The sequence below is a fragment of the Loktanella gaetbuli genome (genome assembly GCF_020531945.1).
In the GTDB taxonomy this organism is placed as follows: Bacteria; Pseudomonadota; Alphaproteobacteria; order Rhodobacterales; family Rhodobacteraceae; genus Loktanella; species Loktanella gaetbuli.
The window spans coordinates 1-14763 of sequence record NZ_JAJATZ010000004.1; the positions used below are offsets into that span (position 1 = coordinate 1).

8 protein-coding genes and 3 pseudogenes are annotated in these 14763 nt (G+C 60.7%); 6 read left to right on the forward strand and 5 right to left on the reverse strand.

All coding sequences use genetic code 11. The annotated features are described in order from the left end of the window. Positions 1–244: 244 nt before the first annotated feature. Both LGQ03_RS09390 and LGQ03_RS09395 read right to left on the reverse strand, forming a co-directional pair. Positions 245–1371: pseudogene (locus LGQ03_RS09390) on the reverse strand (IS3 family transposase). Positions 1372–1561: 190 nt separating this feature from the next. After that, a complete protein-coding gene (locus LGQ03_RS09395) occupies positions 1562–2239 on the reverse strand; it encodes a GntR family transcriptional regulator (RefSeq protein ID WP_226748196.1) in 678 nt (225 codons plus the stop codon). A gap of 151 nt (positions 2240–2390) precedes the next feature. Here LGQ03_RS09395 and LGQ03_RS09400 point away from each other — a divergent pair, with 151 nt between their 5' ends. From LGQ03_RS09400 to LGQ03_RS09415, 4 genes are all read left to right on the forward strand, one after another. Continuing rightward, positions 2391–2684, forward strand: a complete 294-nt coding sequence (locus LGQ03_RS09400; RefSeq protein WP_090161419.1) for a ribbon-helix-helix domain-containing protein — start codon at positions 2391–2393, stop codon at positions 2682–2684. A gap of 108 nt (positions 2685–2792) precedes the next feature. After that, entirely contained in the window at positions 2793–3188 is a 396-nt protein-coding gene (locus LGQ03_RS09405; RefSeq protein ID WP_226748197.1) for a VOC family protein, read from the forward strand. A 21-nt stretch (positions 3189–3209) separates the two neighbouring features. Then, a complete protein-coding gene (locus LGQ03_RS09410; protein ID WP_226748198.1) occupies positions 3210–3734 on the forward strand; it encodes a Twin-arginine translocation pathway signal in 525 nt (174 codons plus the stop codon). 15 nt (positions 3735–3749) lie between these two features. After that, positions 3750–5321 (forward strand): GMC family oxidoreductase, encoded by a 1572-nt coding sequence (locus tag LGQ03_RS09415; protein ID WP_056035327.1) that lies wholly within the window; start codon positions 3750–3752, stop codon positions 5319–5321. A 2056-nt stretch (positions 5322–7377) separates the two neighbouring features. Here LGQ03_RS09415 and LGQ03_RS09420 read toward each other — a convergent pair. Beyond that, positions 7378–7895: pseudogene (locus tag LGQ03_RS09420) on the reverse strand (transposase); the annotation flags it as partial. A 158-nt stretch (positions 7896–8053) separates the two neighbouring features. After that, positions 8054–8278: pseudogene (locus tag LGQ03_RS09425) on the reverse strand (IS21 family transposase); the annotation flags it as partial. A gap of 985 nt (positions 8279–9263) precedes the next feature. Here LGQ03_RS09425 and LGQ03_RS09430 point away from each other — a divergent pair. Together LGQ03_RS09430 and LGQ03_RS09435 are read left to right on the forward strand one after the other, a co-directional pair. Beyond that, positions 9264–10346 carry an efflux RND transporter periplasmic adaptor subunit gene (locus LGQ03_RS09430; protein WP_226748199.1) on the forward strand — a complete coding sequence of 361 codons (1083 nt, stop codon included), beginning with the start codon at positions 9264–9266 and terminating at the stop codon, positions 10344–10346. Continuing rightward, complete coding sequence (locus LGQ03_RS09435) at positions 10343–13420, forward strand: efflux RND transporter permease subunit (protein ID WP_226748200.1); 3078 nt, start codon at positions 10343–10345, stop codon at positions 13418–13420. Before LGQ03_RS09430 ends, LGQ03_RS09435 begins: the two co-directional genes overlap by 4 nt. A gap of 297 nt (positions 13421–13717) precedes the next feature. Here the strand turns inward: LGQ03_RS09435 and LGQ03_RS09440 are convergent, their stop codons facing one another. Further along, a complete protein-coding gene (locus LGQ03_RS09440) occupies positions 13718–14632 on the reverse strand; it encodes a LysR substrate-binding domain-containing protein (RefSeq protein WP_226748201.1) in 915 nt (304 codons plus the stop codon). Positions 14633–14763: the final 131 nt, after the last annotated feature.

Below are 14763 nucleotides of genomic sequence, written 5' to 3' on the forward strand. Positions count from 1 at the left end.
TGATCACAATGAGATAACAGCCACCTTCGGGTGGCTTTTTGTGTTGCCGTTTTGCGTGGTGCTACGGCGGTGCTACGTTTTTGGGCGTCACTAGCATCAGCGAGCCTGTACTGGCTTACAGCGGGAGCTATGATTGTATAGAAAATCGAACCGCTTACCTGTAGGTTGAAGATGCAGAGACCGATGAGCAGCGCACTGTTCTTGGGGTAATCCTCCCGTTTTTAACGGGATCTGTTCGTAGAACTTACGCAGCCATTTTCAGTTTCATTGCAGGCGTGATGCCGCCGATGCCCATGTTCGGGCGGTCGTTGTTGTTCAAGATGAGATCATGAACGCCACTGGTTCAAGAGAATGATCGCATGAGCCACTGGGTGGCGAAATGCTGGGCCTCCTCGATGCTGTTGATGATGTATTGGTCCAGCCATTCGTGCCGGACCGTGCGGTTGTAGCGCTCGATGTAGGCGTTCTGTTGCGGTTGACCTGGCTGGATGTGGGCAAAGGCGATGCCCTGCTCTTCGGCCCAATCCAACAGGGCCTGACTGATGTATTCCGGGCCGTTGTCCACGCGGATCGTCTTGGGCTTGCCCCGCCACTCGATGATATTATTCAGGCTGCGGATGACCCGCTCGGCCGGTAGGGAGAAGTCGACCTCGATCCCCAGACCTTCGCGGTTGAAGTCATCCAGCACGTTCAGCAGCCGGAAGGCCCGACCGTCCTCAAGCCGATCTGCCATGAAATCCATCGACCATGTCACATTCGGTCGCTCGGGCACGGCCAGAGCGTCTGGCACGTCCCTCTTTAATCGTTTGCGCGGCTTGATCCGCAGGTTCAGTTCCAGGGCGCAGTAGATGCGGTAGACGCGTTTGTGGTTCCACGGGTGCCCCTTCACGTTGCGCAGATGAAGGAAACACAGCCCAAATCCCCACGTCTTGCGGGCTTCGGTCAGGCCGACCAACAGATCAGCGATCATCTCGTTCTCATCGCTGAGCAACGGCCTGTAGCGATAGCACGTCTCGCTCACGCCAAACGCCCGGCACGCCAGCGCGATGCTGACTCCTCGATGTTTTACGGCCTTAGCGGCCATCTCGCGTCGCTGAGATGGCCCAATCACTTTTTTCCAAGGGCTTCCTTCAGCAAATCAGCCTGCATGCTCAGATCCGCGAACATGCGCTTCAACCGGCGGTTCTCGTCTTCGAGGCTTTTCATCTGGCTGATCATGGACGCATCCATGCCGCCATACTTCGCCCGCCATTTATAGAAGGACGCCGTGCTCATGCCGTGCTCTCGGCAAAGCTCGGCAACGGGCACGCCGCCTTCGGCTTGGCGCAGGATCGCAAGGATCTGGGGTTCGCTAAATCTCGTCATCTTCATCAGATTCTCCTCAGGTATCTTGCTGAGAAAATTCTACCCCCGCATCCCCTTAGTTTTGGGGAGGATTACCCTATAACCGCAAAGGTGCCCGGCATTAAGTCTAACTTCACAGGCCCAAGGTAGAATTAGAGCGAGGTATCGGAATAATTTGAAATTTTAGATATATTTGAGGCTTAAGAAGAAAACCCCTTCAGACCTTGATCCTGTCCGTCTCGTTTGTCTCAATCACACGGATAACCGCGTCATACGATTGCCGGATGTGATTCTCCATTTTCGAAGCAGCGCTTTCAATTTCGCCTGCAAAGAGATCCTCCACGATATCGAAATGCTGCGCCCAGACAGAAGAGATTGCAGCGGGATCCCTCAGAATTTCGGCCATGGACCGACGGATGTGATGCCAATTCATCCGCATTGAGGTCTCGATGACGGGGTTGCGGCTCCAGCCGTAGATCATCTCGTGAAACTTCATGTCGGCTTGCACCAGCCGACTTAAACTACCGTCACGCCGTGCGTCATCGGCCGCGCGCAGGACCGCGTCCGCCATCGCCCGGTCGGCGGGCGTCAGGGTCTTCCCGGCCTGCCGCACCGCAAAGGGCTCGATCACGACCCGAAAGTCATAGATCGCGCGAAACAGGTGGCGGTCGAAGGGCGTCACGATGACGCTGCGACGGCCGGTATCCTCGACCAGGCCGTTGGCCTTGAGGATCGAGATGGCACTGTTGACGGGCTGGCGCGAGACATTGAGCCTGACGGCGATATCGTCTTGGTTCAACCGTTCACCCGGCCGGATTTCGCCAGTGCAGATCGCATCGACAAGGATGTCGTAGGTCTCCTCCACGAGGCTGCGCCGTTGTTTCACTGTCTCCATGTCACCACCCTGCAAGCTGAGTCCTGGAAGCCCTATCACGATTGCGCCGCGCGGATAGACAGGTTCCGTCATTTCGTATACGAAATACGATACGCGGTGCCGCGGTCGGCCTGGCTTCGATCCGCGCCATGCTCAAGCAAGGGGAATTCAGATGTGCCACGTCTTTGCTGACCAAGATCCGCACCGCTACGCCAGTCAGACACGCAGCCTGCGGCTGAACGGCCAAAGCACCAGCATTCGGCTTGAAAACGCCTTTTGGGGGGTGATCGACCAGATCGCTGAACGTGACGGCGTGACAACGCCGATGTTCATCTCGAAGTTGCACGCCGAGGTCCTTGAATTACGTGGAGAGCCGGAGAATTTCACGTCGCTGCTGCGCTGTGCGTGTCTGAAATTCATGGAATCCTCCATCACCACCCCACGTTTCGAGATCGCTGCCGAATAGGGCCGATCATTGCGCCGCGATAAAATACGCGGGTAGTAGGTCCATACTACCCGGCCCCCGGTCGCCCTGTCTTAGCCTGTCCCCATGACCAAAGAGGGGGAGAGGCCGGTGGCCAAGACAATTCATTCCATGATCCGGGTGCTGGACGAGGCGCGTTCCGTAGCGTTCTACGAAAAGGCGTTCGGACTGACGATCGCAGACCGTCTCGATTTTCCGGACTTCACGCTGGTCTATCTGGCCAACGCCGAGAGCGACTTTGAGCTGGAGCTGACGATCAACAAGGGGCGCACCGACCCCTACGACCTTGGCGACGGCTACGGCCATCTTGCGGTGTCAGTCGATGATCTCGACGCCGAACATGCCCGGTTCGAGGCGGAAGGCCTCAATCCTCGAAAACTCGTGGAATTCGCCCCAGCGGGGGAGCTGGTGGGGCGGTTCTTTTTCGTGGCCGATCCGGACGGCTATCAGATCGAAGTGCTGGCCCGCGCCGGTCGCTTCAAGTGATCACATAAGGGAGGAGACGATATGGAAACGACGACAAGCCCGAAGGGCATGACGCGGCGCCAGCTTCTGTCGCGTGCGACGGCGGCGGGGGCGACCTTTGTGGTGGGGGCTGGCTTCATCGCCGCACCAGACGCCGCATGGGCGGTGGAGATGAAGGCCCTGAGCCCGGAAACCTTTGCCACGCTAACGCAGATGGCGCGTGACATCTATCCGCACGACAAGGTGGCCGACGAATACTACGCCACCGCCGTGCAGATGTATGACACCAACGAGGGGGCCGAAGGTATCGAGGCCGGCATCGCCGCGCTGAACGAGGCTGCCCGCGAAGCAGGTTTCGACAGTTACCTTGGCACCCTGTGGGAAGCGGACCGCGTGAAGATCCTGCGCAGCATGGAAGACACCGACTTCTTTCAGCAGATCCGCAGTGGTCTGGTGACGGGGCTTTATAACCAGAAGGCGATCTGGCCGATCTTTGGCTACGAGGGTGAGAGCTATTCCCAGGGAGGCTACATCAATCGCGGCTTCGACGACATCAACTGGCTTTGAGGGGGGAGACGGATCATGGCAGCACCATTTGATCTGAACGACGACAGCGTCGTCGTTATCATCGGAACAGGCGCCGGCGGCGGCACGCTGGGCAACGAACTGGCCCAGAAGGGCATCAGCGTCGTCGCATTGGAGGCTGGCGGTCGCTACTTGCCGCAGGACTTCATCAACGACGAATGGGACAGCTTTGGGCAATTGGCTTGGACCGACACCCGCACGACGTCCGGCGAATGGCGTGTGTCCCGCGATTTCAAGAACCTGCCCGCTTGGATCGTAAAGGCCGTGGGCGGCACGACGACCCACTGGGCCGGTGCATCCCTGCGGTTCCAGGATCATGAATGGAAGGCACGCACGACCTACGGCGACGTCGCCGGTGCAAACCTGCTGGACTGGCCCATCGACCCGCGCGAGATGGACAGCTTCTACACCCGCGCCGAAGAGAAGATGCGCGTCACGCGAACTGGCGGCCGTCCCGGCCTGCCCGGCAACAACAACTACAAGGTGTTCGAGGCCGGAGCCAAGGCCATCGGCAAGATGGAGGTCAGCACCGGCCACATGGCCATCAACTCGGACGAGACCGGCGACCGGATGATGTGCCAGCAGACCGGCTTTTGCTTTCAGGGCTGCAAGTGGGGCGCTAAGTGGTCCACCGCCTACACCGAGGTGCCCGAAGGCGAGGCCACGGGCAACATGGAAGTGCGAGAGCGCGCCCACGTCGCGCGCATCCTGCACGACGCCAGCGGCAAGGTCACGGGCGTCGAATATTTCGATAAGGACGGCAACCTGCAGATGCAGAAGGCACGGATAGTCTGCGTCGCGGGCAACTCCTTTGAAAGCCCGCGTCTGTTGTTGAACTCTGCGTCGTCGATGTTCCCTGACGGGCTGGCGAACTCTTCCGGACAGGTCGGACGCAACTACATGCGCCACGTCACGGGATCGGTTTACGGCATCTTCGACAAACCGGTGAAGATGTGGCGCGGCACGACCATGGCGGGCATCATGCAGGACGAGGCGGGCCACAACCCCGAACGCGGTTTCGTCGGCGGCTACGAGTTGGAAACGCTAAGCCTTGGCCTGCCGTTCATGGCCGCTTTCATGGACCCGGGCAGCTGGGGGCGTGAATTCACGACCGCGCTGGATAGCTATGAAAACATGGCCGGCATGTGGATCGTGGGCGAAGACATGCCGCAGGAAAGCAATCGCGTGACGCTGAACATGGACGTGAAAGATCAGCACGGACTGCCGGTCGCCAATGTCAACTTCAGCGACCACCCCAACGACATCGCGATGCGCGACCACGCCTTCAAGACCGGCATGGCGATGTATGAGGCGCTTGGGGCCACGCGCGTTCTGCCCACCCCGCCCTATCCGTCGACACACAACCTGGGCACCAATCGGATGTCGGCGAACGCGGCGGACGGCGTGGTGGACAAGAACGGCAAGGCGCATGACGTGCCGAATCTGTTCATCTCTGACGGATCGCAGTTCACCACGGGTGCTGCGGAAAATCCGACGCTCACCATCGTGGCGCTGGCCATCCGTCAGGCCGAACATATCGCCGCCGAGATGTCGCGCGGCAACATCTGAACGTAACGGCCGCGCCGGTTCGTCCGGCGCGACCGTCCTGCTTCGCGCGATCCGATCGCATGACAGCGCTGACCCAAATGGTCAAAATCTTAACATGTCCGAAATGATCCAGATGTGATCGCATACGATCCACATTCCCGCAGGCCGATAATATTCCAAAGGTCTTGTCATAGGCCTCTCGGAATTGAGACTACCGCCAGGAAGGTCCCGCTCTGCCGACCTCCACTCTCCGAAAATGCTGCGCCATGGATAAATGGCCGGTTTGGTGAAGCTGCACAGCAGCGCTCGGCCATGAAGCGAACGGCAGGTCAGGGCCAAAAGTGGTCTAGTCTGTTCAAATTTTTCGTCAGTATCGTCAGTATTGCTTCTCACTGACGATACTGACGATCATTTAAGCTCTTTTGATCTTCAGAACTCGCTCCCCTGGCTGGCCTTGCCGCGCGAAAGTGATTTCGATCCCCATGCGGCGCAGGGGCGGCATGATGCGCCGGATCGCGGCAGAAAGTTTGTTCTCTTGGCGGGGGAAGCTGTACGGGTCATCAGTCAGTAAGGGATAGCGGTTTCGCAGGATTGTTTTGAGCTCTGTCATCGTGCCAGACCAGCGCACATCGTCTTGCACCAGCTTCGTGATGGCCATACCCACCGGGTTGCCCTCAACCGTCGCGCGGTCGCCTGAATCTCTGTTTGCCGCGTAGGCCGCCAAAAACGCGCCGTCAAGCCATCCGAGCGAAGGTTCGGCGGCAGTGACCAACTTTGCGAAGTCGGCCATCCGAGGCCGCTCTGAGAGCTGCACAGAGGCAAGGTTGCTCAGTGCGGTCGATACAGCATCCAGCAGCCCAGCCAAGATGCGCGGCATGGCAGCGTCCAGCGCCTTGTTGAACTCTCCTTCAAATGCTCGCTCAGATGGTGGGATGACGGGCAGTGAGACGACGATTGCGCGGTCTGCCAAATCAGGGCGTCCAGCGAGGTCAGGGATGCCATTCAGCAGACAAGGCCGGGTGGCGCTGAAGAGCATTTCATCGGCGTCCGTATGCAGCTTGCGTGTGCCAAACCCGCCGCCTGTCGCAATCCGGCAGAACGCATCCGCCATCATGGGCTTGATGGTTGAGAGGTTGTCAAACGCCAGCACGTGATTGTGCTTCGCGGCAATGACTAAGTCTTGCTCCGTATTGGGTGCGCTGCGGGCAATAGGGTTCGCGGGATCGATAAGGTTACGTAGGACGCGCGCGGTCGTGCTTTTGGCGCTGCCTTGTTCGCCATTCAGGATCAAGATGGGATACGGTCCCTTGGGGTGGAAGCATCCAACAAGCCAAGCGACCAGCATTTGAAAGTCGGCTTCAGTCGCCGTGTTAAGGAACGGGCGGAGCATGTTGATATCGCCGCCACTGTTGGCGGGGGTGGGCAGTGGTTGCATCGACCTCGCGCGAGTGAAGCGGGCAGGGGGGTGATCAATGACCTGCCAGCCCTCACTGTTGATGGCGACAGCTTTCCAATCCGCGCTCCCTAAGTCTACGTAGAGGGTTCGGCCCAAGGTGCCGACCCGGTTGAACACCGGATGCGTGTCGCCGCCAAACAGCGCTTGGCCCTCATAGGTCCGGCGCTGATCGTCCAGCGCGGATTGCGGCATCATCTTATCCGTCGCTTGGTAATGCTGGAATGACAGGTACTTTTTGAACGTCGCCGACGCGATTGGCCAATGTTCAAAATGGCCATCGATGCGCAAAGTTGCGAAGGGTTCGCCGTCCGGTGTTTTCCAGACTTCGACGTCCGACAGGTCTGGCGGTGAGGGCTTGGTTTTCAGAGATGTTGGGCTTTCATTGTCATTCGCCGCTTTCGGCGGTTCGGCATATGACAGCAGGCGATCGATCATCGCATTGTCCCAACCCGCAGCGACAGCGTCCGCCGCGTCCCAGCCTTTACCGTACATAGGGGAACCAGCCGCCGGGTCGCCCTTGTTAGGTATCATTACCTTACATAGGAGGGCTTCCGAGATCGGAATGACCCGTGGTGAGGCCGCATGATCTCTATGTAACGTATTGGCGGCCTTTTCTACGTAAGAGAGCCCAGGTTCATCGAGGTCAGCCCAGACCCGGCGAGCACCGTAGGTGCGATCGCTGGCCTTGAAGCTCTTGTCTATCGCCTGAACGAGCTTCGCGTCATGAACCGCGCGGTCGCTGATCGGTCTTCTGATCCAGGCATGAAAGCCGGACCGGGAAACACCCAACGCGTCACAGATCCAGCTGACCGGCCAGATGTGCCGGTGCCCTGCGATGGATGCGAACGTCATGTCGCTTCCCGCGCGAAAAAAGCCGCCGCCTTCTTGAGGATGTCACGCTCCGCCCGGAGACGGGCGACCTCTTTCTTCAAGGCCGCGATCTCTGCCAGTTCCGCGCGCTGCTGGCCATTCCCGGGAAACGCCGTGGTCGGTGTCGCAGCCACCTCGCGCATCCAGCGCCGCAGCACGCTCTCTGCCAAATCTAGATCCCGGCACGCCTGAGAGACCGCAACACCCCGCTCAGTCATCAGCTTTACTGCCTCGAACTTGAACTCGCGGCTGAACTTTCGTCTCGTCATATCCAATCTCCAATTCCATGGTCACGATCTTATCTTCGTGTCCACGAAACCGGCAGCAGGCCAGGAGCCCGTCTTTTCCAATCGGCCCCCTACTCCAAGCGCAGTTACATCCGGTCCTTTGCGCGGCTGATGGATGTGCTGGGTCCGAAGCTTGACTAGCCGAGCTGAACAAGATCAGCGTGCATCTGCTTGGCGGTGCGGCGGTCCTTGCGCGACTTGCGCTGCTCCGTCACCGGCCAGCCTGTCAGCTTCGCGGCATACGGGTCCAGCGTGCTAGGCCTTGATGGTGCCTGGAACTTGGGCTCAACAGTGCCCGCCCGCCGATACCTTCTGATTGTGATACGAGACAGCCCGGTCCGCCGTGAAATCTCGCGGATGGGCATCTTGTCCCGCAACGCCCAACGTCGAATGACGCTTTAAAAATCCATGTCGATCACTCCAACAACCCCCGACAAATTCCGTCAGGGGTAAGGTTCCACATGGGTCAATTCTCAGTGACAATTTCGACTGCTGCTGGGTCAGTTCTGAGTGACATCCAACAAACGGGATCCAGTTCGCCGAGGCCCGTCCTGCGGTCGATATCCTGGGTTGCAATCAGAGGCATGTGACTTCATCACGCGGAGCAAAATAACTTGGGTAAGCATCGGCGGTTGCGCCCTCCCGCAACCAAAATTACTAAGCATAATCAATACGTTATCAGCCACCTTCGGGTGGCTTTCTGCGTTGCCGTTTTGCTCGCGGAGGCAGGATGAAAGTTCAGTGGCAGGTCACGCGCCGCAACGGCTTCCCAAACACTTTCGAATCCTGCTGCAGGAGTAAGATCAGTCAGACGAGGCGTGGAAATCGAAGTCCCTATCAGGTCCTCGATGACCGACAACGTGGCGGCGATCGCAGCCGCATAATCCGGGCCCGTGCAAGTGCGGGTGCGCCCGTTGTCAGTCCATCCGAAGGTGGGGTTCATATCCGAAGCCATCGACGACAATGTTGTCTTTTCATTAACGAGAGCTTGATCACGGAATAGGTCGCGCAGAGCGTAGACTTGCAAGTTCACAACGCTTTGGCGCGGTTCGGCGACCTACGATCCGCAGGGCAGGGATGTCGGTGACAATCCAGTCTTTCATAGGGCTAAGGCGGGAAAATGCCTTTGCCGGTATCATGATACTTTTTGTCTCCGCCTGCACGCTCTCCTTATCTATGCCGCCGGAACTGGCATGCCGGGCAGGTCACATCCCCAGAATAGCGGAGTGTTCAGGGGGACAGGTCGCCCTGCCGCTCTGATTCGGCAGTGACCGACCTGCGACAGAATGACGCTGCAGGCTTGATGCGTGGCCCAAACCGCTAGTTGTCCGTATCATCTTTGGAGTGTTTATGGGTCGCGTTTTCAAGGTCTTGTTCGGATTGTGTGTCGTCGGGGCCTGTGCCGCCGCGGGCCTGTGGGGCACGCAGGCGCTGCTGAGTGGCGAGGCCGAAGCAGGCGGCCCGCCGCCGCAGTCCAAAGTCGCCGTAGGCGTCACCCGCCCGCAGACGCAGACCATCGACGATGCCATCACTGCCGTCGGGACCCTCATGCCGCTGCGTACCGTCGCACTGACGCCGACGGTGCCTGGCCGCGTGACCGCTGTGCCCGTCTCTTCCGGCGATCAGGTCGCACCCGGCGACCTGCTGATCCAGCTCGATGATCGCGCCGCCCGGGCGACGCTGGCCGAAGCGGAGGCGAGCTTGGCCGAGACATCCCAGGAATTGGCACGCGTCGACGAACTCGCCGACCGAAACACTGCCGCCGAGACCCGGCTCGAGTCCGCGCGTGCCGCCTATGCCCGGGCGGAGGCTGCCGTCATGCAGGCTCGCGCGGCGCTGGATGATCTGTCGATCACAGCGCCCTTCGCCGGCACGCTGGGGTTGATCGACGTAGAGCCGGGGGCCGTGCTCGATGGGAGTATGCCCGTCACTGACCTGTCGGACCTGTCGGTCGTGCAAGTCAGTGCCAGCCTGCCCGAACGCTACTACGAGCGCGTCGCGCCGGGGCAGGGCGTCACGATCACCACGCCCGCCTATCCTGACGCGAACTTTGAAGGCGAGGTGACGGTCCGTGCGCCCCAGATCGACCTTGCAACCCGCAGCTTCACGATCCGGGCCGAGATTCCTAACCCCGACGGCCAGCTCGTGGGGGGCATGTTCGCTGACGCGCGTCTGGTTTTCGACACCTACGACGGTCTTGCGGTCCCCGATGACGCCATCATCAGCGAAGGGCTGACGACCTATGTCTATGTAGCCCGCGATTCGGCCGCCGTACGCACGGATGTCGTCGTCGGCAGCTCTTTGGGCGCGCTGACCGAGGTGCGTGAAGGGTTGTCGCAAGATGACGAGGTGGTGATCTCGGGCTGGGACAATCTGACAGACGGCGCCCCCGTCGAAATCGTCGATGACGCTGCAGCGGTGACCGACGAATGACCCTTCCCGACCTGTGCATCCGCCGCCCGGTCCTGGCGACCGTCATGTCCATCCTGATCGTGATCGCCGGGATCGCGGGCCTTCAGTCCATGGCGGTGCGCGAATTGCCAGACACCTCGACCGCGCAGGTCACGGTCAGCGTGAACTACACCGGGGCGGGTCCTGCGGTCGTGGACAGCGAACTTGCCTCTGTGATCGAGGGTGCGATTTCCAGCGTTGCGGGGATCGAAAGGATCTCCACATCCTCCGAACTGGGCGGGCTGCGCACGGTCATCACCTTCCGCCAGGGACGCGACGTGGACCAGGCGGCCTCTGACGTGCGGGCTGCGGTTCAGGCTGTGTCGGGCGACCTGCCCGAAGAGGCGGACGAGCCACAGGTCGCCAAGAACGACAGCCAAGGCGACCCGGTGGTCTGGATGACGATGACCTCCGACACACTGTCCGCGCCAGAGCTGACAGATTACGCCGACCGCTTTGTCACCGACCGGTTCGAGACCCTGCCCGGGGTCGCCGCCGTGCAGATCTACGGCGACCGCCCCTATGCGATGCGGGTCTGGCTCGATCCCGACCGGATGGCTGCACGCGGTGTCACCGCGACCGAGATCGCGTCCGCCCTGCGGGCCAACAACCTCGAATTGCCCGCCGGTCAGATCGAAAGCACAGCGCGAACCTACCTTTTGCGTACCCAGACCCGACTGTCGAGTGTGGCGGAGTTCGAAGGGCTGGTCGTCACGACGACCGACACGGGCCGTGTCACGCTGGGTGACGTGGCGAACGTCGAAATCGGGACCGAGAGCGACGACAGTCAGTTCCGCGCCAACGGCGTCACCGCCATCGGACTTGGCGTGCAGCGCCAGTCTTCGGCGAACACGCTAACCATCTCTGACGCGGTCGGGGCAGAGGTCGATGCGATTCAAGGAGACCTGCCGGCAGGCACCACCCTGACGATCACCTCTGACGACGCGGATTTCATTGAGAATTCGATTGTTCAGGTGCTTTCCACCCTCGCGATTTCTGTGGCCATCGTGGTGGCCGTGATCTTCGCCTTCCTCACGTCCGTCCGGGCGACGGTGATCCCTGCGGTGACCATCCCCATCGCCCTGCTGGGTGCCTGCGCGGGCATTGCCATCGCAGGGTTTTCCATCAACATCCTGACGCTGTTCGCGCTGATCCTCGCAATCGGCCTCGTCGTCGATGACGCCATTGTCGTCTTGGAAAATATCGAACGCCGGATCGAGGAAGGCGACGACCCAAAGGAAGCAGCGCGCAACGGCGCGAACGAGGTCTTCTTTGCCGTCGTCTCGACCTCGGCTGTGCTGATCGCCGTCTTCGTGCCGCTATCCTTTCTGCCGGGCGAGATCGGTCAGCTCTTCAGCGAATTCGGCATCACGCTGGCCATCGCGGTGGCCGTGTCGACCTTTGTCGCGCTGTCGCTATGTCCTGTGATGGCAAGCCTTTTGCTGAAGCCGGGGCAGGGAGAGGGGCGGTTTGCGCGCCTCGTCAAACGGATCACCGATGCCATGGCCAGCGGCTACCGCAGTCTTCTGACCCGCGCGATCCGTGCGCCGATCCTGGTGCTAGGTATCGCCGCTGCCCTGACTGGCATGTCGTGGACGCTCTACCAGACCCTGCCGTCGCAGCTGACACCAGAGGAAGACCGTGGCGTCTTTCTCGTGTCGATACAGGCCCCTGCCGGATCGGCGCTGGCCCTGACCGACGATGCGGTCCGCCAGGTCGAGACGCTGCTCGCGCCGTATCGCGACGACGGCGTCATCGAGAACACCATCGCCATTGTCGGCCAGTACAACGAGACGGGTCGCGCCTTTATGGTTGCCGTCATGGCCCCCTGGGGCGAGCGAGAGATGGGTCCGCGCGATGTCCTGGCAGAGCTGCGCCCGAAATTTGCCCAGATCACCCGTGCCAATGTGCGTGCCTTTGCGCCGTCGGGCCTGGGTGGCGGCGGTGGATCTGGGCTCGACCTGATCGTGACCGCCCCCAGTTTCGACGCGGCGGCGGATTATTCCGCCCAACTGGCGCAGAAGCTGCGTGACAATCCCGACATCACCAGCGTGCGCCGTGCCTACGAGGTCAACACGCCGGGCTACGACATCGCCGTCAATCGCGACATGGCGCGCGAAATCGGCGTGGACGCGCAGGCGATTTCGGACGCGGTGCGCACCTTCTTCGCCTCTGCCGAGGTGACAGAGTTCATCTCGCGCGATCGGCAATACCCTGTGATCCTTCAGGCTCCCGACGATCGCCGCGCCGATGCCCGCGACCTGCGCGGCGTCAACGTCCGGTCCGATAGCGGCGCGCTGGTGCCGCTCGATGGGCTGGTGACGCTTGAACGCCGCGCATCGGTCGCGGCCTTCAACCGGCTGGACCGGCAACCGTCGGTCGAGATCACGGCCTCGCTCGCTGATGGCGTCGACCTCGGGTCGGCCATCGCGACCGTTGAACGGCTTGCAGCAGAACTGCCGCCACAGATGCAGATCGCCTATTCCGGCCAGGCCGAGAGTTTTCAAGACACCTCCGGCGGCATCGCTCTGACCTTCGCGCTGGCGTTGACCATTGTCTTTCTGGTGCTTGCGGCCCAATTCGAAAGCTTCATCCAGCCGATCATCATCTTGCTGTCGGTTCCGCTGGCGGTGGCCGGTGCGCTGCTGACGTTGCTGGCGCTGGGGCAGGCGGTGAACATCTACACTCAGGTGGGGATGGTCATGCTGATCGGCTTGATGGCCAAGAACGGCATCCTGATCGTGGAATTCGCCAACCAGTTGCGCGAACGCGGACAATCCGTGCGCGACGCGGCGATCGAGGCGTCGGTGACGCGTCTGCGTCCCATCGTGATGACCGTCCTGTCGACGGTTCTGGGTGCCGTGCCGCTGGTGCTGTCAAGCGGGGCAGGGGCCGAAAGCCGGTTGTCCATCGGCCTCGTCATCATCGGCGGTTTCCTCGGTGCCTCGATCCTGACGCTGTTCCTGACGCCCGTGCTGTATGACCTGTTACAGCGCGATCCCGAAACAGCCGCCGACGACGCCAGCGGCGGCGAAAGGGATGCCGTCGCCAGCTGACCACGTGCGGCTCCTGGCAGTTACCTCGTCCCGTGCAGGTCCCCCTGAAAGGGATCCATCAACCAGGATGGATTATCCCGCAAACTGTTGGATCATCGGTGGCTGGAAAACGAGAGAAGCACAAAAGGATTGTAAGGAAACTTAACCAAGGCGGTTGCGCGTGCGTCGGGGGCACTTTCTGACAGCCAAGGTATGCTGTGCGAAACTTTGCCGCCATGCGCAAAGTGAAAGGCGTGGTCTGCCTTTCTGCATCGTCTGCTGTCTTGACCGACCTTGACGCAACTCGCGTGGTCTTACCTAGGCCTGTTGAAAAGTACCTTCTTGAAACCATCGCGCAAAGGCTTTGACGGCGCCTGATGGTTGGCGGTTTTCCGGAACGAGGACGTAGTGACGTTCCTCTGGGCAAAGCCGGGGCAGGTCCAATTCGATCAACCGCCCATCCGCGAGAGGCCGATCGAGAAGGCCGGTCCAGCCAAGAAGAACCCCCTGACCGGCCATTGCTGCATAGGCCGCGTCCGAATAGCTGGTAAAATTCAGACCGGCCCTCACAGCAGTCCGCGTCAACCCAATCTGCGACAGCCACTGAGACCAATCGAGCCAGCTGGGTTCCGGTGCATCGCAGGCAATGAGGGCCACGTCTGTCTGGCGGATCAGGTCTTCGATCACGATACCGGCGAGCCTAGACGCGATATCCGGTGCGCAAACCGGCACAACCGTTTCAGCGAGTGATCCAACGATAGACATGCCGTCGAACGGCGGTCGTCCATACCGGATCGCCAGGTCGATCGTCCGATCGTGCGGTGCCCGCCAGTCATCCTCGGAAATGACCCGTACACCGATCTGCGGGGCAGTCGCGCGGAACGACGACAGGATCGGCAAAAGGCAAAAGTGTGCGAAGGCGATCGATACACTGACGGTCAGGTCCACGTGTGCCGTGCGCAGCCGGGTAACGGCGTCCGCTATCGCATCGAACCCGTCCTTCACCGCATCGTACAGCGACTTGCCGCCAACGGTCAGCTGTGCGCGGCGATTGGCCCGTATGAACAGGGCCACGCCCAAATCGGCTTCCAGCGCGGCGATCTGTCGACTGACGGCGGCCTGGCTGACCCCAAGCTCCGCAGCGGCCCGTGTGAAATTCTCGTGTCGGCCCGCCGCCTCGAACGCCACGAGCGCGGTCAGGGAAGGAACGCTGCGGCGGATCTGGTGAGACACTGGGGCCTCCTGCACAAGTAACCTGATCCATAACCTGAACGTATGGATTTGCGTAAATTAGTGCAGTTTTCCGAGGCTTCGGTCAAGCGCATGATGGCGGCGAAAACAGACCCGTAGTGGCGACATATCCC

Excerpts from the sequence above, each read along its gene's own strand:
- LGQ03_RS09395 (WP_226748196.1), bottom strand. The coding sequence starts at position 2,239 with ATGGAGACAGTGAAACAACGGCGCAGCCTCGTGGAGGAGACCTACGAC.
- LGQ03_RS09400 (WP_090161419.1), top strand. The coding sequence starts at position 2,391 with ATGTGCCACGTCTTTGCTGACCAAGATCCGCACCGCTACGCCAGTCAG.
- LGQ03_RS09410 (WP_226748198.1), top strand. The coding sequence starts at position 3,210 with ATGGAAACGACGACAAGCCCGAAGGGCATGACGCGGCGCCAGCTTCTG.
- LGQ03_RS09415 (WP_056035327.1), top strand. The coding sequence starts at position 3,750 with ATGGCAGCACCATTTGATCTGAACGACGACAGCGTCGTCGTTATCATC.
- LGQ03_RS09430 (WP_226748199.1), top strand. The coding sequence starts at position 9,264 with ATGGGTCGCGTTTTCAAGGTCTTGTTCGGATTGTGTGTCGTCGGGGCC.
- LGQ03_RS09435 (WP_226748200.1), top strand. The coding sequence starts at position 10,343 with ATGACCCTTCCCGACCTGTGCATCCGCCGCCCGGTCCTGGCGACCGTC.